Source organism: Collinsella sp. AM44-11 (assembly GCF_003467145.1).
In the GTDB taxonomy this organism is placed as follows: Bacteria; Actinomycetota; Coriobacteriia; order Coriobacteriales; family Coriobacteriaceae; genus Collinsella.
The window spans coordinates 1-20,018 of the sequence record NZ_QSFE01000008.1 but is presented as its reverse complement, the minus strand read 5'-3'; the positions used below and the strand labels follow the sequence as shown (position 1 = coordinate 20,018).

The following is a 20,018-nucleotide window of genomic DNA, read 5'->3' as shown; positions in this document are numbered from 1 at the left end:
TTAAGCCAGCTACCTGCTTAAAGCAATTAACGGCGTGCATCTTCTGCCGAAAATATTGCTCAAATAATCGTCCAAGAAGTCGCAGTGCATTTTTTGATGCGTCGCGCGTCAAGTGATTTGGCAAGTTCTTGGTTAGATATTGGTCAGTTTTGGGGCAACCTTGCCAAAAGCTTGACGGATGCAGTTTTAGACGTCGACGAATGAACACTTCGATTGCGATTCAAGCAAAATTCTGGGCTGATTCTCGATAATCGCCTTCAATCGTCCCTTGCCAAGCGCTGGCCTCGCTTACAATCTGCTCCGACATTCGCGCGCCGCCCGGCGCTTAAGAGGGGAGGGCCCCATGGCAAACGAGATCTGGACCATCAAGCGTTGTCTCGAGTGGACCAAGGAGTACCTGGCCGAGCGCGGTGAGGAGCATCCCCGTCTTTCTGCCGAGTGGCTGCTGTGCGCGGCCACGGGTTTGGCGCGTATCGACTTGTATATGCGCATGGACGAGACGCTTAGCGCGGCCCAGCTCGAGACCATGCACGCGGCCGTCGTTCGTCGCGCCAAAGGCGAGCCGCTACAGTACATCACCGGTAGCACGCAGTTTCGCATGATCGACGTCGCGTGCGCCCCCGGCGTGCTCATCCCGCGCCCCGAGACCGAGATGCTCGTCGAAGAAGTCCTGAACTATCTGGATACCGAGGTGCTGAGCCCCGAGGCCGCCGTCCGCCAGCGCGTGGAGCTGCCCTGGAACGATGAGGTCGAGCAGGCCCGCAAAGCCGAGGCGGCGCTGGCCGACGAACGCGCGACCGCCGAGCGCCGCGCCGCCAACCTGACGGCCGCCGATGAGGCTGCGCTGGGTGGCGACGTGCTCGGCAGCCGCGCCTATGCCGAGGAACTTGCCGATCGCGAGGCCGAGGAAGCCGCCGCGCAGGCAGCGGAAGCCGAGACTGCGGAAGCTGCTGAGCCCGAGCTCGACGAATACGGCATCGCCATCGAGGGTGCCGATCAGGAGACGGCTTCAGCTCAGGATGCCGCTGCGCCTGCCCCAGCCGAGTCCCGCACTGCCCGCGTTCTCGAGGTCGGCTGCGGCACGGGCTGCATCTCGCTCTCCCTTGCCTGGGAGCGCCGCGGCCACGTCACCTGCACTGCTACCGATATCGAGCCGCGCGCCATCGACCTTGCTACCAAAAACCGCGACGCGCTTGGCCTCGCGTCCGACGAGGTCGCCTTCAGCCTCACGAACCTGGTGAGCTCCATTCCCCACGAAGAGTGGGGCACCTTTGACGTACTCGTCTCCAACCCGCCTTACATCCCCACCGATGTCATGCGCTCGCTGCCGCACGAGGTCAAGGACTTTGAGCCCGATCTGGCGCTCGAGGGCGGTGCCGACGGCCTCGATATCTTCCGCCGCCTGCTCAATGCGGCACCCTATATGCTGCGTGCCGGCGGACTCTTTGCCTGCGAGCTCTACGAGGGTGCCCTCGACGCTGCGGCCGGGCTCTGTCGTCAAGCGGGTTTGTCGGACGTGCGCATCGTCCACGACCTCACCGATCGCCCCCGCATCGTCCGAGCCATCGTCACCGAGCCCAAGCAACGCCAGTAATATTTATTAACTGGTTAGCAAAAATTATAAAGTAGTTTATAATTAGGACGGCTGAAAGAGGTCGGCCCATGCAACCTCCTACCTTTCGGGAAATCATTGCCCTACTCAAGCACGATGGATTCGTGAAGGTCGCGCAAGTCGGTAGTCATGCTAAGTATGTTTCTGGTGACCGCGTTGTCACCGTGAACGGCTCTGGTGGTGATCGACCAAAGAAGGGCACGTGGGCAAGTATTCGTCGCCAAGCTGGATGGTAGTTGGAGGCAAAATGAGGCAGCGATTTACCTATGACTGCGTTCTCATAAAAGAAGACGATGGTTACTGCGCTAGCTTCCCGCAGATTCCCGGCGCCTTTGCCGATGGCGATACGCGCGAAGAAGCGATTGCCCATGCCACCGAGGCACTGATGGCGTTTTTGGCCGACGACCTCAACAACGGTTTGACTCCGGCAGGGTACGAACGCTCGGCCGAGGTCGTGGCCCTTTCAGTCGAAATCGACCACGAGGACGCTCGGGAAGCGGCGTGCCGAACATTTAAAGACGCAGCGCTGGACCTCAAAGTCTCCGCTCCGCGGATTACCGCGCTGGTCAAAGCCGGCAAACTCGATGTTGAACTCGTCGACGGCCGTCGGATGATAACGATAGACAGTATCGAGCGTTACGCCGCCCAAGAACGTCACGCCGGAAGACCAAAGAAGTTTGTAGCCGTCCAATAACCCCCTAACTTTCACCGACTACTAGAGCCGCTCACCAAACCAACATGCGCTCTGGGCAAATAGATTGAACGTTTCGTGCGAGAATGCCCCACAGTAAACAAACTTGCACCAGAGCGTAAGGGGCTGGCATACACATGCAGACGGTCTATCGGGTATACGAGGGAACGCGCGAGCCGCATCGGCTTGCCGTCGAGCGCACGGCCGAGGTGCTCGGCCGCGGCGGCCTGGCTTTGATCCCGACCGAGACCGTCTACGGTGTCGCCGTGGCAGTCAACGCCTTCTCGGACGCCGTGCCCCAAGATGCAAGCGAATTCCCATCGTGGCCGCGCGATCCGCAGGCCGCCGTCAATGGCGCCGCAGTTCCTGCGCTCGGCACCGGCTATCGCCGTATCTTCACTCTCAAGCAACGTGAGCTCACGCAAACCGTCGCTTGGCTGGTCGATGGCGTCGAAGCACTCGACCGCTATGGCGTGGATATCCCTAACGAGGCCCGCGTACTCGCCCGACGATGCTGGCCGGGAGCCCTGACTATCGTGATTAAGGCAGCCCCCTGCGTGCCGACCTTTATGTGCGCCGCCGATGACACGGTGGCTCTTCGCGCTTCGGCCTCTCCCGTGGTCCAAGCGCTCATCCGCGCCTGCGGCAGCCCTCTTGCCTGCACGAGCGCCAACACGCACGGCGCGCCCTCGCCGGCAAGCTTTGCCGCCGTCGAGGGTCGCATCCTGGAGGGGGTCGATGTTGCCGTCGACGCCGGTGAGACCCCGTGTCGCGACGCCTCGACCATCGTGTCGTTCCAGCACGGCGGGCTCCAGATCCTGCGCCAAGGCGCACTTCCCGCATCAGAGATCGAACGGGTCCTGTCCGACCCGATGCAATAGAAAGGTGTAAGCGATGTCGTTGAATCTGGGCAGCCTGGGCATGGAAGATGCCTCGTTTAACTTTGGCGGTTCCTACATCATGGCGCTCGACTGCGGCACCACCTCGGTACTTGCGACCATCGTCGACGAGTACGGATGCATCGTCGCGCAGGCACGTCGCAGCGTCAAAACCAGCTTCCCACGTCCCGGTTGGGTAGAGCAAGACCCCATGGCGGTCCTTGCCAGCCAGATCGCCGTCATGATGGAAGTCCAGTTTAAGAGCGGTATCCACTCCGACCGCATTGCCGCCATCGGCATCTCCAACCAGCGCGAGACCACGGTGGTCTGGGATCGCGTGAGCGGTCAGCCGATCTATAACGCTATCGTATGGCAGTGCCGCCGTACCGCACCTCTGATCGACGAGCTTGTCGAGCAGGGCGCAGAAGGGCTGGTGCGCTCCCGCACGGGACTCACGCTCGACCCGTATTTCTCGGCCTCCAAGGTGCAGTGGATTCTCGACAACGTCGACGGCGCACGCGAAAGCGCGGCGGCGGGCGACCTCATGTTTGGCACCATCGACACCTGGCTCATCTACAACCTCACCGGCGGCCAGGTCTTTGCCACCGACTACACCAATGCCAGCCGCACGGCACTCTTTAATATCCATACGCTCGATTGGGACGACGACCTGCTGGCACTCTTTGACGTTCCACGTTCCATGATGCCCGAGGTTCGCTGGAGCTCGGGCGACTACGGCCGCGTCGCGAGCGACATCATGACCAACATGCCGCCCATCATGGGCGTGGCGGGTGACCAACAGGCGTCGCTGTTCGGCCACTGCTGTTTCCGTCCCGGCCAGACCAAAAACACCTATGGCACGGGTTGCTTTATGCTCATGAACACCGGCGACGAGATCGTCGAATCCAAGAATGGCCTGGTCTCCACCATCGGTATCGCTGCGGACGGCAAAGTCAGCTATGCGCTCGAGGGCTCTATTTTTGCCGCCGGCTCAACGATGAACTGGCTTCGCAACAACATGGGCATCATCTCGAGCGTGAGCGAGTCGGCACAACTCGCTGCTTCGATTAGCGACAACGAGGGCTGCTACTTCGTTCCCGCCTTTGCGGGTTTGGGTGCTCCCTGGTGGGACCCGCATGCTCGCGGTATCGTGTGCGGTCTGACCGGCGCCTCGAGCCGTGCGACCATCGTACGTGCCGCCTGCGAATCCATGGCATATCAGAGCTACGACGTGCTGCGCGCCATGGAGCAGGACGTGGGGCTTTCGATTGAGCGCCTGTCTGTCGATGGCGGTGCCTCGCGCAACGAGTTCATCATGCAATTCCAGGCCGACCTGCTGGATATCCCCGTGCTGCAATGCGAGACGGTGGAGACCACGGCAATCGGTGCCGCGTACTTGGCGGGTCTTGCCGTCGGCTATTGGGAAGACCTGGAAGAGCTGGAGCAAAATGCCCAGATCGTTAGGACCTTCCTTCCCCACATGTCCGCCGAGCGCCGCGAGCAAAACCTTGCGGGCTGGCGTGATGCAGTCAGGCGCTCGCTCAGCACCTCACAGTAGGGCTGCGATGGGCTGCTCGATACAACAAACCGCTAAACTAATGCATGGCGTGCGGCGGCAACATTGCTGCGCGCCTTGTCAGCAAGGCCGTTTTGCGGCCGCAACGAAAGGGGCAATCAATCCATGACCGTCACCTACGATGCGTCCCGTGTGACGCTTGTCGATCACCCGCTCGTCCAGCACAAGCTGTCGATCCTGCGCGACAAAAACACCGGCACCAACCAGTTCCGCCAGCTCGTGCGCGAGCTTGCGCTCTTTGACGGCTACGAGGCCATGCGCGACCTGCCTATGGAAGACGTCGAGGTCGAGACCCCCATCACTACCGCCACGTTCAAACAGCTTGCCGGCAAGAAACTCGCCATCGTGCCCATCCTGCGTGCGGGCCTTGGCATGGTCGACGGCATCCTCGACCTGGTGCCCTCCGCTCGCGTGGGCCACATCGGCATGGAGCGCGACGAGGTCACCCACGAGCCGCATGAGTATTACTGCAAGATGCCCAAGGATATCGACCAGCGTATCTGCCTGGTTGTCGACCCCATGCTCGCCACGGGCGGTTCGGCCGAGATGGCTATCAGCTACCTGCGCGAGCGCGGTGTCAAGGACATCCGCATGCTGTGCATCGTCGCCGCGCCCGAGGGCCTCAAGTCGCTGACCGAGAAGGATCCTGACGTACATATTTATACGTGCGCCATCGATGACCATCTCAACGAGGCCGCCTACATCGTTCCCGGCCTGGGCGACGCCGGCGACCGCATCTACGGCACGCTCTAGTCGCTGGGCTAAACGGCCGCGGCTGCAAATACGAAGAAACGGTGCGCGCGGACGAACAAAAGGCGACCGCGCGCACTCCTGTTAACGGACGTTTTGCCCTGCAGGGTTCGAGAAAAACGTATTACCGTACCTGCGGCATAAAGAAGGTCTTAAGAAAACGAACAGGTGCGTATTAACCGATGCTTTTTCGGTTGTACTTTAGCGATTGGCTCGTACAATATTCACCAATGTTTGGCGGGAACTGTTCTGTGAGGCGTTAAAAAGGAAAGTGAGGACGCCAGTGTTTCAGATAGCCGATCTGCTCGCTATCGTTGCAGGCGCCATCGCGGGCGCAATTGCCTTCCTTCCCTTTGTCTTTACGCTCAAGCCGGTTCTTGACGATAAACAGAATGCGGACATGCTCAAGGGTATGGTGAGTCTGGCGGTCTCGGCAATCGCCCTGCTCGTCTTTACCTTGGTTGTGTTTGTGTTGTTCGGAGAGGCATTTCGCATGTTCCTCCTGGGCGAGGCGATCGGCTTCGTGGCCTTTATGGCTGCCTGCGCGGTTCGTGTCGCCAAGGCGCTGCGAGATCCTCATGAGGTCGAAAGGTAAGTCGTGGAAATTTTTGAAAAGCTGCCTGATGAGATTAATCATCTGGTCAGCGAGTTCAGCTCCACCCCTGTCGTGGGCGATCTGAGCTGCGGCATCACGCAGTACTCGTTTTGGCTGATCGTCTCCACGATCGTGCTCCTGATCGTCCTGGCCGTGTTCAAGAAGAAGCAGACCCTGGTTCCCAAGGGCTTCTTCGTCAACGGTTTCGAGTACATCATCGAGTACGTCGAGAACGATATCGGCAAGGGCGTCGTGGGTGAGAACTGGAAGAAGCACTTCCCGTTCCTGTGCTCGCTTTTCCTGTTCATCTTGATCAATAACATGATCGGCCTGATCCCGGGAATGAAGCCCGGCACCGGCGCAATCGGCTCCACCGCCGCACTCGCCATTTTCGCCTTCGTGTACTTCATCTACTACGGATGCAAGGCTCACGGCGTGATCGGCTACATCAAGAGCCTCGCCCCGCAGGGCGTGAGCTTCCCGATGAACGTGCTCGTGTGGGTCGTCGAGCTTTTCTCGACCTTCCTGCGCCTCATCACGCTCGCCGTCCGTCTGTTCTGCAACATGTTCGCAGGACACGTGGTCATGGGCTCGTTCGCCATCATGGCGAGCATGTTCATGCAGCCGCTGCTTCAGCAGGTTTCCGCGGCGCACGCCGTCGGCGCCCTGCCTTCGCTGGCCTGGCTTGTCATCCTCATCCTGATCTATGCGATCGAGCTTGTGGTCGGCGCTATCCAGGCTTACGTCTTCACGGTCCTTACCGCCGTGTATGTCTCCGAGGCGGAGGAGGTCGCAGAGGAGGAGTAGTCTTCCGTTCGCGCCTTAAAGGTAAGGCAATTCGTTAAACCGCCGGTGCCCGTACCCATGGAGCCCGGCAGTTATAAAAAGGTTATCCTGCGTGAAATAAGACACGCACGACAAAGGAGGAATCGTGGGAGTTATCGGTTACGGTCTCGGTGTTATCGGCGCTGGTCTTGCTATCGGCCTGTCTGCTCTGGGTGCTACGGGTGCTATGGCCCGTCAGCCTGAGGTCCAGGGCCGCGTGTTCACCGTCTTCATCATGGGCTCCGCCTTCGGCGAGGCTCTGGCTCTGATCGGCTTCGTTGTCGCGCTGATCGTTAAATAGCACGGAGCGTCAAGTATGAATCTTTCATCCCAGAAGAGCGCGATCGCACTCTCCGCGTCCGCGGCCGCGCTGCTCATGCCGGTTTCCGCGTTCGCCGAGGACGGCGCTGCCGGTGCGGACATCCTCATCCCTAAGATGGCGGAGTTCATCCCGGCGCTTATCGCCTTCCTGATTATCTGGATCGTGCTGGCCAAGGTCGCCCTGCCGGGCATCATGAAAACCATGGAGGAGCGCGGCAAGAAGATCGAGGAGAGCCTCGACGAGGCCGAGAAGACCAAGCAGGAGGCTGTCGCCAAGCGCGCTGAGTCCGACTCGATCGTCACCGACGCCCGTCGTCAGGCTGCCGACATCGTTCTCGAGGCCCGTAAGGACGCCGAGTCCGAGCGCGCCCGTATCATCGAGGCTGCTCACAAGGAGGCCGAGGAGATCATCGCCAAGGCCCATACGACCGTCGAGGACGAGCGCAAGTCCATTTACGCCGGTGCCGCGAGCTCCATCGCCGACCTGTCCGTTGCCGTCGCCACCAAGATCGTGGGCGAGGCACTCGAGGACGAGACCGAGCAGAAGAAGCTCATCGAGCGCTACATCCAGGAAGCAGGTAGCCTGAATGCCGACTAGCCGCTATCAGGACAAGGTGCTCGAGACCTACGCGCGCTCCCTTCTGGAAGCCGCTAAGGCCGAGAACCATGTGTTCGAGGACCTCGAGATGATCGAGCGCTTGGCTTCTGCCAGCCCCGAGATCATCGCCGTGCTCGACACCATGTCCAAGCGCGACCAGCTCGACCTTCTTCCCAAGGTGGCAGCTGCCTTTAAGTATGTTGCCGAGGAAGACGAGGATGTAGTGGGCGTGACCGTCACCACGGCGATCCCGCTCGACGACGAGCTGCGTCAAACCATCACTAAGAAATGCGAGCAGGACTTCGGCCGCAAGGTATTCCTTATCGAGCAGGTCGACCCGTCTATCGTGGGCGGCCTGGTGCTCGAGGCCCGCGGCGAGCGTCGTGATATTTCCGTCAAGACGCAGCTGCGCATCGCGCAGGAGACCCTCGCAAACTCTGCTAATTCGTACGGAGGTGAAGCCTAATGTCCGAAACCCTCAATGCCCAGGATATCGCCAAGAAACTGCAGGAGCAGCTCACGAGCCTCTCCGCGACGGTCGATACGCATGAGGTTTCAACGGTCGACGAGGTAGGCGACGGCATCGCGCGCGTCTCCGGCCTCAAGAGCGCCATGGCAGGCGAGCTTCTGGAGTTCAAGAGCTCCGATACCGGTGAGACCGTCTTCGGCCTTGCCCAGAACCTTGACCGTGACGAGGTCGGCGCCGTTCTGTTCGGTGCCGTCGACTCCATCAAGGAAGGCGACGAGTGCCGCACCACTGGCCGCATTATGGATATCCCCGTGAGCCGCGCCATGCTCGGCCGCGTCGTCAATCCGCTCGGCCAGCCCATCGACGGCCTGGGCGACATCGTCGCCACGCACCGTCGCCCCATCGAGTTCAAGGCTCCCGGCGTCATCGATCGTACCCCGGTGTGCGAGCCGGTTCAGACCGGTCTGCTCGCTATCGACTCCATGGTGCCTATTGGCCGCGGTCAGCGTGAGCTCATCATCGGCGACCGTAAGACCGGTAAGACCGCCATCGCCATCGACGCTATCCTCAACCAGCGCGGCAAGGGCATGGTCTGCATCTATGTCGCCATCGGCCAGAAGGCCTCCACGGTTGCCAACATCCGCGAGACCCTCGCTCAGCACGGTGCGCTCGACTACACCATCATCGTTTCGGCCACCGCTGCCGATTCCGCCCCTATGCAGTACATCGCGCCTATGGCCGGTGCCGCTATCGGCGAGTTCTTCATGTACAACGGCGAGGACGGCAAGCCCGCCAGCGAGACCAACCCCGGCGGCCACGTGCTCGTCATCTACGACGACCTGTCCAAGCAGGCTGTGGCCTACCGTCAGATGTCGCTGACGCTGCATCGTCCGCCCGGACGCGAGGCCTATCCTGGCGACATCTTCTACCTGCACTCTCGTCTGCTCGAGCGTGCCGTCAAGATGTCCAAGAAGAACGGTTACGGCTCCATGACGGCACTGCCGATCATCGAGACCCAGGACGGCGACGTCTCGGCCTACATTCCGACCAACGTCATTTCCATTACCGATGGTCAGATCTACCTGCAGTCCGAGCTCTTCTTCCAGGGTCAGCGCCCGGCAGTCGACGTGGGCATCTCCGTGTCCCGCGTCGGTGGCGATGCGCAGACCAAGGCCATGAAGCAGGTCGCCGGCAACCTCCGTCTGGACCTCGCTTCGTACCAGGAGCTCGCTGGCTTTACGCAGTTCGGCTCCGACCTCGACGAGGCTACTCAGAAGCAGCTGACCCATGGTGCTCGCATGACCGAGCTCCTGAAGCAGCCGCGTTACAAGCCGTTTGAGGTTGGCGAGCAGATCGTTACGCTGTTCGCTGGCAACGAGGGCTTCCTGGATGACCTGGAGATCGCCGACGTGCTGCCCTTCCGTGCCGAGCTCATCGAGTACATGGACAATGGCTTTGGCTCGCTGCTCGACAAGGTTCGCGCCAAGAAGATCGATGATGACACCAAGGCTGAGCTCTTGCGCGTCATCGGCGACTTCAAGCAGCAGTTCATGGCCAAGCACCATTCGGATGTTTCTGGATCAGAGGAGAACTAAGCCCCATGGCCAACCTTCGCGACATTAAGAAGCGAATCTCCTCGGTTACCACGACCAAGCAGATCACGCGCACGATGGAGATGGTCTCTACGGCCAAGATCCGTCGTGCCCTCGATCGCTCCAAGCAGGCCGAGCCCTATAAGGAGGCGCTGACCGACGTCATGTTGACGGTCGCCGGCGACGCCTCCTGTTCGGGCACCGATCCCATGCTGCAGAAGCATGAGAGCGTCAAGCATGGCCTGATTGTCGTTATTGCCTCGGACCGCGGCCTTGCCGGCGGTTTCAATACGACGGTGGAGCGCACGGCCGAAAAGCTCGCCGCTTCTTGGGCGAACGACGGCATCGAGTGCGAGATCATCGCGTGCGGGCGTAAGCCGGCCACGTATTTCCGTGACCGCGCAAACGTTGTCATGCACTTTGAGGGCAACTCCTCTGAGCCCGATTTCAATCAGGCCCGCATGATTTCCTCTCATATCTGCGATGCGTATCGTGCCGGTGAGCTTGACCGTGTCGAGCTTGTCTACCACCACGCCAAGAACCGCGTGGATCAGGAGCTTCGCGTCGAGCATCTGTTGCCGCTCGACCCCGAGATGATCGCTATGGCCCACGGTCCGCGTAAGAACGAGACCGACGCCCCTAAGCGCATCTCGTCCACGTTCGAGTTCGTGCCCTCTCCTGAGCATGTTCTCGGCAAGCTTGTGCCGTCTTATATCCTGACGGTCATCTACCAGGCCCTGATCGATTCGGCGGCTGCCGAGCAGGGTGCACGCCGCAAGGCCATGCACTCCGCGACGGAAAACGCCACCGCGATCATCTCGACCCTTACCCGCACGTATAGTCGCGTGCGCCAGGCTTCGATCACGACCGAGATCAACGAGATCGTCGGCGGAGCCTCAGCATTGGAGGAACAGTAATGGCTAATAACACCGTAAAGCTTGCGGTCGAGGAAGCCACCAAGAAGACGACTGCCGGTGATGGTCGCATCGTGCGAATCATCGGCCCTGTCGTCGACGTCAAGTTTGACGGCGCGGTGCCCCCGATCTACAACGCGCTCACGGTCGAGGCCGAGACCCCGATCGGTCATCTGAGCACGATCCTTGAGGTCGAGAGCCAGCTTCCGGGCGGCGTCGTCCGCACGGTCGCCATGTCCTCGACCGACGGCCTGCAGCGCGGCCTCATCGCCACCGATACCGGTGAGCCCATGAAGATGCCCGTTGGTCCCAAGACGCTCGGTCGCATTTGGAACGTCATGGGCAAGCCCGTCGACGGCAAGCCCATGCCCGAGGTGGAGGAGTTCTACCCCATCCACCATGCAGCGCCCCGCTTTGACGAGCTCACCACCAAGACCGAGATCTTCGAGACCGGCATCAAGGCCGTCGACCTGCTCGAGCCCTACATCCGTGGCGGCAAGACCGGCCTGTTCGGCGGCGCCGGCGTCGGCAAGACCGTTCTGATTCAGGAGCTTATCAACAACCTCGCCCAGGAGCACGGCGGCACCTCGGTGTTCACCGGTGTCGGCGAGCGTACCCGCGAGGGCACCGACCTGTTCCTCGAGATGAGCGAGTCTGGCGTTATCGACAAGACCTGCTTGGTTTATGGTCAGATGAACGAGCCGCCTGGAGCGCGTCTGCGCATCGGTCTGGCCGGCCTTACCACCGCTGAGTACTTCCGCGATCGCGGCCAGGACGTCCTGCTGTTCATCGACAACATCTTCCGCTTCTCCCAAGCGGGTTCCGAGGTTTCCGCACTGCTGGGCCGTATGCCGTCCGCCGTTGGTTACCAGCCCACACTGGCTACCGAGATGGGTGACCTCCAGGAGCGCATTACCTCGACCAAGACGGGATCCATTACCTCCGTCCAGGCTGTCTACGTCCCCGCAGACGACCTGACCGACCCGGCGCCTGCCACGACGTTTACGCACCTCGACGCCACCACGGTTCTTTCGCGTAGCATTTCGTCGCTCGGCCTGTTCCCGGCTATCGACCCGCTCGCATCTTCCTCCGACGCTCTCGATCCCTCGATCGTTGGCGAGGAGCACTACCGTGTCGCCGTCAAGGTCCAGGAGCTCCTGCAGGAGTACTCCGACCTTCAGGACATCATCGCCATTCTGGGTATGGACGAGCTGTCCGAGGAGCAGCGCCTTACGGTCAACCGTGCCCGTAAGATTCAGCAGTTCCTCTCGCAGTCCTTCCACGTCGCCGAGAAGTTCACCGGCAACCCCGGTGTCTACGTCCGCGTCGAGGATACCGTCCGCTCTTTTGCCGAGATTGTCGACGGCAAGGCCGATGACCTGCCCGAGCAGGCTTTCCGCTATGCTTCCACGATTGAGGACGTGCGCGAGCGCGCCCGCAAGATGGGGGAGAAGTAGGTTATGCGTATCCGCATCGTGTGCCCCGTGAGCTGCGCCTATGAGGGCGACGCTGCGTTTGTGTCGATTCCGTCCACGGATGGCGAGTTTGGCGTTCTGCCTGCTCACTCCAGCGAGATCTGCACGATCGACCGCGGTTACGTTCGCGTTTCCGATAAGGCCATGGGCACTGTCGACCACACGTTTGCCGTGGCCGGCGGCTATGCCCAGGTTGCGGACGATGTCGTGACCGTTCTCGCCGAGCGCGCTTGCGATTTGGCGACCGTCGATGCCGACAAGCTTAAAGCTGATATTCAAGGTTTTGAAGAGAAGCTGGGTAATTTGTCGGAGGATGATGCACGCCGCGCCTACCTCTATAATGAAATCGCATGGTGTAAGCTCAAGCTTGCCCAATAGTCAAACGATTTAGCGTTCGACCATTTGCGAACACATCATGCCCGGGATGGCCCAGCCACCCCGGGCATGCTTTTTGAAAGGGTAGACCTTGGATATTATCCGCGTTGAGGGTGGCCACGCCATCGGAGGCTCCGTGCCCGTCTCGGGTGCCAAGAACTCCGCGCTCAAACTCATGGCGGCAACGCTTCTGGCGCCGGGCAAGACGACGCTGCAGAACGTGCCCGATATTTCCGATGTCCACGTGATGGGCAAGGTGCTCAAGGGCATGGGCGCTACGATCGATGTTCTCGACGAGCACACGCTCGAGATTGATACCTCTCAGGTCGATTCATGGGAGGCCCCCTACGAGCTCGTTGCCAAGATGCGCGCTTCCACCGCCGTCATGGGACCCCTGCTGGGCCGCTTCCATCGCGCCAAAATTGCCATGCCGGGCGGCTGCAACCTGGGTGCTCGCAAGATCGATATGCACATTCTTGGTCTTGAGGCCCTGGGCGTCGAGTTTGATACCGCCCACGGCTATATCAACGCCAGCGCGCCTCAGGGCCTGCGCGGCACCACCGTCACGCTCGAGTTCGCCAGTGTCGGTGCGACCGAGAACCTCATTATGGCATCCGTGCGCGCGCAGGGTACCACGGTTATCGACAATGCCGCCCGCGAGCCCGAGATCGTCGATCTCGCCAACATGCTCAACGAGATGGGCGCCAAGATTGTTGGCGCCGGCACTCCCGTCGTGACTATCGAAGGCGTGGAAGAGCTCCATCCTGTTACCCATCGCGTAGTAGGCGACCGCATCGAGGCCGGTACCTTTATCGTTGCCGGTGCGTTGATGGCCGACGATCGCGGTGTCGATGTCACGGGCTTTTGCCCCATTCACTTGGGCATGGTGCTCAAGAAGATGGAGCTCATGGGTATCGACTGCGAGCGCGTCGAGGATGGCGTCCATGTGAACCGTGCCGAGCGTATCAAGCCGGTCGACATCCAGACGCTTCCGTTCCCCGGTTTCCCGACCGACATGCAGGCGCAGATTATGGTGCTCTCCGCCCTTGCCGACGGCAGTTCCGTTATTACCGAAAACATCTTCGAGAATCGCTTTATGTTTGCCTCTGAGCTGGTGCGCATGGGTGCCGACATTCGTATCGAGAGCCATCATGCCATGATTCATGGCGTCAAGGGCTTCTCGGGTGCACAGGTTACCTCGCCCGATCTGCGCGGCGGAGCGGCCCTCGTCGTAGCGGGCTTGATTGCCGACGGGACGACCGAGGTTTCGGCTATCCATCACATCAAGCGCGGCTACGAGCATTTTGTCGAAAAGCTGCAGGCGCTTGGCGCGCATGTCGAGCATGCTACCGTCCCCGATCCCGTCATCTACTAATACAGGTTGCCTATGTTTAATAAAAAGCCCCTCGCGGATACCACCACTCGAAGACCCTCAACTGGTGCGCAGGCCAAGATCTACAGTCGCGATAACGTGGCTCGTTATTCCGAGCGAGCTCGCCAACGTCGTCGTAGCCACACGATTCGTCACGTCGCGCTCATTGTCGTGCTTGGCGTGCTGCTGAGTGCCACTACCGCTGCCGGCCTGTGGTTTGCCACCATTATGGGCAAGCTCGGCGATTCTAATGTCATTACCGACAATCTGCGTCGGGTTCTGGTTGACACCGATGAGGCAAAGGATCCGTTCTACGTGCTGCTTCTTGGCACCGACGGCCGTCCGGGCGAGGATACGTATCGTGCCGACTCGATTATCCTGGCACGCATCGACCCCACGCAAAAGCAGGCGACGCTCATTTCCGTTCCGCGCGACACCAAGGTCGAGTACAAGGGCGAGACCATGAAGATCAACGCCTGCCATACCGTTGGCGGCGCCGAGGCCATGGTCGAGGCGGTCAACGAGCTGTGCGGTGTTCAGATTTCCCACTATGCCGAGGTCAGCTTCGACGGTATGCAGGCGCTGATTGATTCGGTTGGCGGTATCGACATTAACGCAACCGATGATGTTGACGACCCCGAGCACCTGGATATTAAGATTACCGCTGGCCAGCAGCATATGGACGGTGCCACCGCCCTTACCTATGCCCGCTGCCGCTACACCTATGCCGACGGTGATTACACGCGCATGCGCCACCAGCGTCAGGTGCTTGGCGCCCTTGCCAACCAGATTCTCAATAACTTCGATGCTACGAAGATCTTTGGCCTGGTTAATTCGCTGTCCGATATGCTCGTAACCGATATGAGCGTTCAGGATATCGTGGCTACGGTCAATGCCATGCGCGGTATGGATGTCGACGGTATCTACTCGGCCAACCTGCCCTCGTACGCCGACGACAGCACCATGATCGACGGTGTGAGCTACGTCTTTGTCTACGAGGACGAGCTCAAGGAAATGATGGAGCGCGTCGATGCCGGCAAGGATCCCAAGGGTCCCAACACCATGGGTCTTTCCGACGGTTCCAGCTCTACGATCGGTGACCTCAGCAACAACACGTCTGACGACTACGCAAACGGTACCGCAACCTCATCGGTCAGCTCTGACGATTCTGATGACTCAAGCGATTCGAGCGATTCGGACTACTACGAAGAGCCCACCGGTGACGGCAACGGCTACGAAGCCAACTACTAAGTTACGGCGTTTTACCAAACGCCGTAACGGCTCGACGCTGCGCGCCGCCCAAGGCGACAATTTGTCATTCAAAAGGCAGAGCATGACCAGAAGGTCAATGCCCTGCCTTTTTCATGCCAACTTGTTCGCCTTGGACGTCGCTCGCTGACGTTGGCTCAACCTGCGATGTTGACTGCTCCCCTTGTATCAAAAACCGCCCCGTTCTCTGTAGAGGACGGGGCGATTCGTCTTTTGGACTTGTGCAGCCAGGCTTATGCAAAGCGGGCGACGAGCTCCTGGAGCACGTCGGTCATCTTGACGAGCGAACTGACCGGGACGAACTCGTTGACGCCGTGGTAGCAATAGCCGCCGGTGGAAAGGTTGGGGCAGGGCAGACCGCGGAACGACAGCTGAGCGCCGTCGGTGCCGCCACGAATCGGCAGCACTTGGGGCTCAACGCCGCAGGCAAGGTAGGCTTCCTTGGCAACATCAATAAGCTCGGGATAGTCACGAACGATCTCGGCCATATTTCGATACTGCTGCTTAATCTCGACTGTCACGCGCTCCTCACTCAGACGCTGGTTGAGCATCGAGGCGGCGGCATCAATAAGGTCGAGTTTCTGCTGGAACTTGGCGGCATCGTGATCACGGACGATATAGCGCGCCGTGGCATGGTCGACCGTTGCCGAGACGCCCTCAAGGTGACAGAAGCCCTCGTAGCCCTCGGTGTATTCCGGACGCTGCTCGTAGGGGAGCAACGCGTTGAAGTCGCAGAACAGATTGCCTGCGTTGACCATACGGCCCTTGGCGTCGCCCGGGTGGATGGACTGGCCCTCAAAGCAGACGGTCGCCTCGGCGGCGTTAAAGCACTCCCACTCCAGCTCGCCGATGGGGCCGCCGTCGACCGTGTAGGCGTACTTGCAGCCAAAGGTATCGATATCCAGCAGCTCGGCTCCGTGGCCGATCTCCTCGTCAGGGCAGAAGCAAATGCCGAGTGCGGGATGGGGCAGAGAAGGGTCCTGAGCGATACGCGCGACAAGCGACATGATCTCGGCGACGCCTGCCTTGTCGTCCGCGCCCAGCAGCGTGGTGCCATCGCTGCAGACCAGGTCCTCACCCGCGAGGTCGTTCAGGGCGGGAAGCTTGGCGGTGCTCATGGCAACGGGCTTACCGTCAACCGTGCCGCAGACCAGGTCGCCGCCCTCGTAGTGTACGATGTGCGGCTTCACGCCGGCGCCCGGTGCAACTTCGGTGGTGTCGAGATGGGCGATCAGGCCCAGGGCGGGCTTGTCCTCAGCGCCCGCACTTGCGGGGATATGCGCGCAGACATAGGCATGCTCGGTCACGTGGGCATCTTCCGCACCAAGCTCGCGCAGCTCTTCAGCTAGCACGTTGGCAAGATCAAACTGAACGGCGCTCGAGGGTACCTGGTCGCAGTTTGCATCCTCGGACTGCGTGTTGATCTGGACGTAGCGCAAAAAGCGCTCGAGGACATCGGGGTTTGTGGTGGTGTTTTCCATAAAGATCGCTCCAATCTTGGTCGTCGTGTGCAACAAGAACTCTAGCACGGTATGCCACGGCATACCGCGACGCTTGGATGGGGTAGAATCAGCCATTGAATGCAGAAGGGACGGAAGATCATGGATACGACAAATAGCTCGCGCGAACTACATCTGACGGTGGCGAACGAAGACTACTTGGAGTGCATGGTTCGCATTGAAAGCGAAGAGGGGGAAACCAACGGCGTGCGATCGGTCGACATCGCGCAGCGCCTTGGCGTCTCCAAGGCATCGGTCAATAAAGCGGTTTCGGCGCTCAAGGCATCCGAGCTTGTCGAGCAATCGCACTATGGCAAGGTAATCCTGACCGATCGCGGCCGCGAGGTTGGCACGGCTATCTGGTACCGTCATCGCCTCATCCGCACGTTTTTGGTTCAGGAGCTCGGTGTCGAATTTGAGCGAGCCGATTCCGAGGCCTGCATGATGGAGCATGCGCTATCCGAGGACACGATGAGCCGCTGGCTCGCCTATCTCGAAAAGCAGGGAATCAGCGTCGAGGAATAGCGGGATATATATGGATACGAGTTATTACAACCGCTTTGGTGCCGAGGAACTTACGCGCCGCTTGTCGAGCGAGACCTTGTTGGCGCAGGGCCCCATGGGCAGTGTTCTGTTGAGTGAGTACGATGCCGCCGACATTCCACCGGCGTTTTGGAATCTGGCGGAGCCGCAGACCGTTTCTCGTATCCATCGCTTGTATGTCGCCGCCGGCGCGCAGGTGCTCATTACCAACACCTTTCAGGCATCAAGCTATGCCCTCAAGCACGACCAGATTGCGCCGTCCGTGGCGGAGGTCAATCGCGGGGCCGTCGACGATGCTCGCCAGGCGCACCCTCAGCTGCTGCTGGGCTCGATGGGCCCGATCGGTATTGAGTGGTTTGCCGAGGACTCTGCCGAGTATCGTGAAATCCGCGGCATTGCGCGCGAACAGGCGCACGCCTTGCTCAATGCCGGCGTTGACGGTCTGCTGATCGAGACGGTGACGTCTATCCGTAATCTGCAGCCCATGCTTGCCGGCGCCCGAGATGCCGCCGACGGCATGCCTGTCCTGGTGAGTTTTGTCGTTGACGATAAAGGCGACCTGTTGGGCGATGGCCTCAACATCGAGGCAGCCGTTTTGTACGCCGAAAAACACGGCGCAAACTCGGTTGGTGTTAATTGCTGTTCGCTTGCGGCCGCGAACGCGGCGGTGCCCAGGATGGTTGCATCGGCGACTACTCCCGTCACGGTGCGTCCCAACGTGGGCGATCCGGTCCAGACTCAGGATGGCCCCGTATGGCACGAGAACCCAGAAGCTTTCGCGCGCGCATGCATCGAATGGAGACATGCCGGTGCCGCAATGGTGGGCAGTTGCTGTGGAACCACGGCAATCACTACGGCAGCGATGGCCGAGGCGCTCGATATATAAAGGTCGAAACCGCTCCATGCGGGGCGGTTTTTTATTGCTTGCACATCGGCGGTAGCATTTGCCCAAATGGTGAATGCCGGTTTTGGCAGGTTGCTGGGCGAGCGTTGCGGGTATACCCCATGCGTACCATGATCCAAACACTGTGAGGTGTCTGCGCGTGTGCGCGATAATTCATTTTGGAACTGACGGTTGGCGCGCCCGCGTCGACGACGACTTTACCGTCGACAACGTTGCCCGCATTGCCGATGCCGTCGGCGAGTTGTGGCAAAAGATCAATCCAGGCAAAACAGTATATATAGGGTTCGACACCCGGCCGCAGGCGCGCGAGTTTGCTGAGCTTGCGGCAGGCGTGCTTGCCGCTCACGGATTGGACGCAGTGCTCGCATCTCGGCCTGTTCCGACCCCCGCCCTTACGTGGGCGGCGGCGTATGACGGCGAGGCCTGCGGTGCGCTCATGGTGACGGGATCCCATCATCCGCAGGGGTATCTGTGCCTTAAGCTGCGCATGGGAGATGGCTCGACGGCCAATCAGGATGTCATCGAAGAGCTCGAAGAGACTATGGCCCCCGAGCCGATGGGGATCGAGGAACGCTATCGCACCGCGGATATTATTCCTGACTATATGCAGGCGGTGGCATCGTTTGTCGATGCCGAGGCCATTCGAGCCGCTCACCTGCGTGTGGTAGTTGACCCCATGGGCGGCGCGGCCCAGGGATATCTTGCCGACCTGCTGCGGGAGCTAGGCGTCGAGGTGCACGAGATTCATGCCGGACAGTCGTCCGATCAAGAGGACATTTGCCCCGACCCTGTTGAGCCGTGGGTGGACGCTTGCGAGCGTGCGGTTGTCGAGGACGGGGCGTGCGCAGGCCTGGTGACCGACGGCGATGCCGACCGTATCGGTGCGGTCGACGAACGCGGTAGATATATTCATCCGCATCAAATCATGGCGCTTGTTTTGGGCGACCTCGTTCAATTCCGCAATTTGGAGGGGCGTGTCGTCGTCAATCTCTCGTGCTCGACGCTCGTGCGTCGCATTGCCGAGGCGCTTGGCTGTCGTGTGACCGTTAAGCCGGTCGGTTTCAAATATATAGCTGCAGAGATGAAGAAGGGCGGCGTCCTCATGGGAGGCGAGGAGGCCGGCGGTATCGGCATCGCCGCGCATATGCCTGAGCGTGATGGAATCCTTGCTTGTCTGATTCTGTGTGAGCTTATGGCAAAGACGGGCGCGCCTTTGGGCGTTTTGGTCGATCAGCTCGAGGCCAGTTTTGGTAAGACGAGCTATGGGCGTCGCGATTTGCGCCTTGAGGCCGAAGACGCCGAATCGCTGCGAACGCTGCTTCCTGGCATGAATCCTAAATCGATTTGCGGCAAGGCGCCGCAGGCTGTAAGCCATATGGATGGTTTACGTTTGGCATTCGAGGATGACACCTGGCTGCTGATCCGCCCCAGCGGGACCGAACCGGTGGTTCGCGTATACGCCGAGGGGTTCTCGGTGGAGGAGCGCGATGAGTTGCTCGATGCCGGCTGTGCCTTGGCTAAGGGAGCCTATCAGCTTTAGCCATATGACGCTTCACTATAAAGAGGCCCTCGGTGAGCGGTAGAGAACGGCTGGCAAACGTAAGCAGGGTTTTAATATGTGTAGGAAATGTGTGCTCCCAGATTCCCGCCCGCGGCGCCCCTCCGGTCTGGCAATATATCTCCTTGCCGCGCGGCCCGGTCGGACCGGATCAGCCGCCAGGCGTGCACCTTGAGAACCGGATACTGCGAGGATGGACACA

The 20,018-nt window shown here is 60.3% G+C and carries 21 protein-coding genes; 20 read left to right on the top strand and 1 reads right to left on the bottom strand.

Features of this window, described 5'->3' with window-relative positions; translation table 11 throughout:
* Positions 1–343 precede the first annotated feature (343 nt).
* The 17 genes from DW943_RS06425 to DW943_RS06345 all read left to right on the top strand — a co-directional run bounded on the left by DW943_RS06425 (position 344) and on the right by DW943_RS06345 (position 15,294).
* Positions 344–1,594, top strand: a complete 1,251-nt coding sequence (locus DW943_RS06425) for a HemK/PrmC family methyltransferase (RefSeq protein ID WP_117862524.1) — start codon at positions 344–346, stop codon at positions 1,592–1,594.
* 68 nt (positions 1,595–1,662) lie between these two features.
* Entirely contained in the window at positions 1,663–1,848 is a 186-nt protein-coding gene (locus DW943_RS10810) for a type II toxin-antitoxin system HicA family toxin (protein ID WP_089573106.1), read from the top strand.
* Complete coding sequence (locus tag DW943_RS06415) at positions 1,815–2,306, top strand: type II toxin-antitoxin system HicB family antitoxin (protein WP_128620077.1); 492 nt, start codon at positions 1,815–1,817, stop codon at positions 2,304–2,306. The genes DW943_RS10810 and DW943_RS06415 overlap by 34 nt, the downstream gene beginning before the upstream one ends.
* Positions 2,307–2,440: 134 nt before the next feature.
* Positions 2,441–3,184 (top strand): L-threonylcarbamoyladenylate synthase, encoded by a 744-nt coding sequence (locus DW943_RS06410; protein WP_117635550.1) that lies wholly within the window; start codon positions 2,441–2,443, stop codon positions 3,182–3,184.
* 13 nt (positions 3,185–3,197) lie between these two features.
* Entirely contained in the window at positions 3,198–4,739 is a 1,542-nt protein-coding gene (gene glpK, locus DW943_RS06405; protein WP_117862523.1) for a glycerol kinase GlpK, read from the top strand.
* A gap of 123 nt (positions 4,740–4,862) precedes the next feature.
* Entirely contained in the window at positions 4,863–5,510 is a 648-nt protein-coding gene (gene upp, locus DW943_RS06400; protein ID WP_040359658.1) for a uracil phosphoribosyltransferase, read from the top strand.
* Between the two features lie 280 nt (positions 5,511–5,790).
* Positions 5,791–6,102, top strand: a complete 312-nt coding sequence (locus DW943_RS06395; RefSeq protein WP_035138788.1) for a hypothetical protein — start codon at positions 5,791–5,793, stop codon at positions 6,100–6,102.
* A gap of 3 nt (positions 6,103–6,105) precedes the next feature.
* Positions 6,106–6,909, top strand: coding sequence for a F0F1 ATP synthase subunit A (atpB, locus tag DW943_RS06390; RefSeq protein WP_117862522.1), 804 nt, complete (start codon positions 6,106–6,108; stop codon positions 6,907–6,909).
* 124 nt (positions 6,910–7,033) lie between these two features.
* Positions 7,034–7,228 carry an ATP synthase subunit C gene (locus tag DW943_RS06385; protein ID WP_022094262.1) on the top strand — a complete coding sequence of 65 codons (195 nt, stop codon included), beginning with the start codon at positions 7,034–7,036 and terminating at the stop codon, positions 7,226–7,228.
* 15 nt (positions 7,229–7,243) lie between these two features.
* The gene (gene atpF, locus DW943_RS06380) at positions 7,244–7,846 is read left to right on the top strand and encodes a F0F1 ATP synthase subunit B (protein ID WP_117862521.1); all 603 of its coding nucleotides are present in this window, start codon (positions 7,244–7,246) and stop codon (positions 7,844–7,846) included.
* Entirely contained in the window at positions 7,836–8,312 is a 477-nt protein-coding gene (locus DW943_RS06375) for a FoF1 ATP synthase subunit delta (protein WP_006235713.1), read from the top strand. Before atpF ends, DW943_RS06375 begins: the two co-directional genes overlap by 11 nt.
* Complete coding sequence (gene atpA, locus DW943_RS06370) at positions 8,312–9,910, top strand: F0F1 ATP synthase subunit alpha (protein ID WP_035138794.1); 1,599 nt, start codon at positions 8,312–8,314, stop codon at positions 9,908–9,910. The genes DW943_RS06375 and atpA overlap by 1 nt, the downstream gene beginning before the upstream one ends.
* A 5-nt stretch (positions 9,911–9,915) precedes the next feature.
* Positions 9,916–10,824: an ATP synthase F1 subunit gamma gene (gene atpG / locus DW943_RS06365; protein ID WP_006235716.1), complete on the top strand. Its 909-nt coding sequence runs from the start codon at positions 9,916–9,918 to the stop codon at positions 10,822–10,824.
* Positions 10,824–12,278, top strand: a complete 1,455-nt coding sequence (gene atpD / locus DW943_RS06360; protein ID WP_006235717.1) for a F0F1 ATP synthase subunit beta — start codon at positions 10,824–10,826, stop codon at positions 12,276–12,278. The genes atpG and atpD overlap by 1 nt, the downstream gene beginning before the upstream one ends.
* A gap of 3 nt (positions 12,279–12,281) precedes the next feature.
* Positions 12,282–12,674 (top strand): ATP synthase F1 subunit epsilon, encoded by a 393-nt coding sequence (gene atpC / locus DW943_RS06355; RefSeq protein WP_006235718.1) that lies wholly within the window; start codon positions 12,282–12,284, stop codon positions 12,672–12,674.
* 88 nt (positions 12,675–12,762) lie between these two features.
* Entirely contained in the window at positions 12,763–14,046 is a 1,284-nt protein-coding gene (gene murA / locus DW943_RS06350; RefSeq protein WP_117773894.1) for a UDP-N-acetylglucosamine 1-carboxyvinyltransferase, read from the top strand.
* A 12-nt stretch (positions 14,047–14,058) separates the two neighbouring features.
* Positions 14,059–15,294 (top strand): LCP family protein, encoded by a 1,236-nt coding sequence (locus tag DW943_RS06345; protein ID WP_117736598.1) that lies wholly within the window; start codon positions 14,059–14,061, stop codon positions 15,292–15,294.
* 251 nt (positions 15,295–15,545) lie between these two features.
* Here DW943_RS06345 and pepT read toward each other — a convergent pair whose 3' ends face one another.
* Positions 15,546–16,793, bottom strand: a complete 1,248-nt coding sequence (gene pepT, locus DW943_RS06340; protein WP_117736597.1) for a peptidase T — start codon at positions 16,791–16,793, stop codon at positions 15,546–15,548.
* A gap of 120 nt (positions 16,794–16,913) precedes the next feature.
* Here pepT and DW943_RS06335 point away from each other — a divergent pair, with 120 nt between their 5' ends.
* The 3 genes from DW943_RS06335 (at position 16,914) to DW943_RS06325 (ending at position 19,798) form a co-directional block, all read left to right on the top strand.
* Positions 16,914–17,336 (top strand): metal-dependent transcriptional regulator, encoded by a 423-nt coding sequence (locus tag DW943_RS06335; protein ID WP_040359600.1) that lies wholly within the window; start codon positions 16,914–16,916, stop codon positions 17,334–17,336.
* A 10-nt stretch (positions 17,337–17,346) separates the two neighbouring features.
* On the top strand, positions 17,347–18,240 hold the full coding sequence (locus DW943_RS06330; protein WP_035138801.1) for a homocysteine S-methyltransferase family protein: 894 nt from the start codon (positions 17,347–17,349) through the stop codon (positions 18,238–18,240).
* A 157-nt stretch (positions 18,241–18,397) separates the two neighbouring features.
* Complete coding sequence (locus DW943_RS06325; RefSeq protein ID WP_117758466.1) at positions 18,398–19,798, top strand: phosphoglucomutase/phosphomannomutase family protein; 1,401 nt, start codon at positions 18,398–18,400, stop codon at positions 19,796–19,798.
* Positions 19,799–20,018 lie beyond the last annotated feature (220 nt).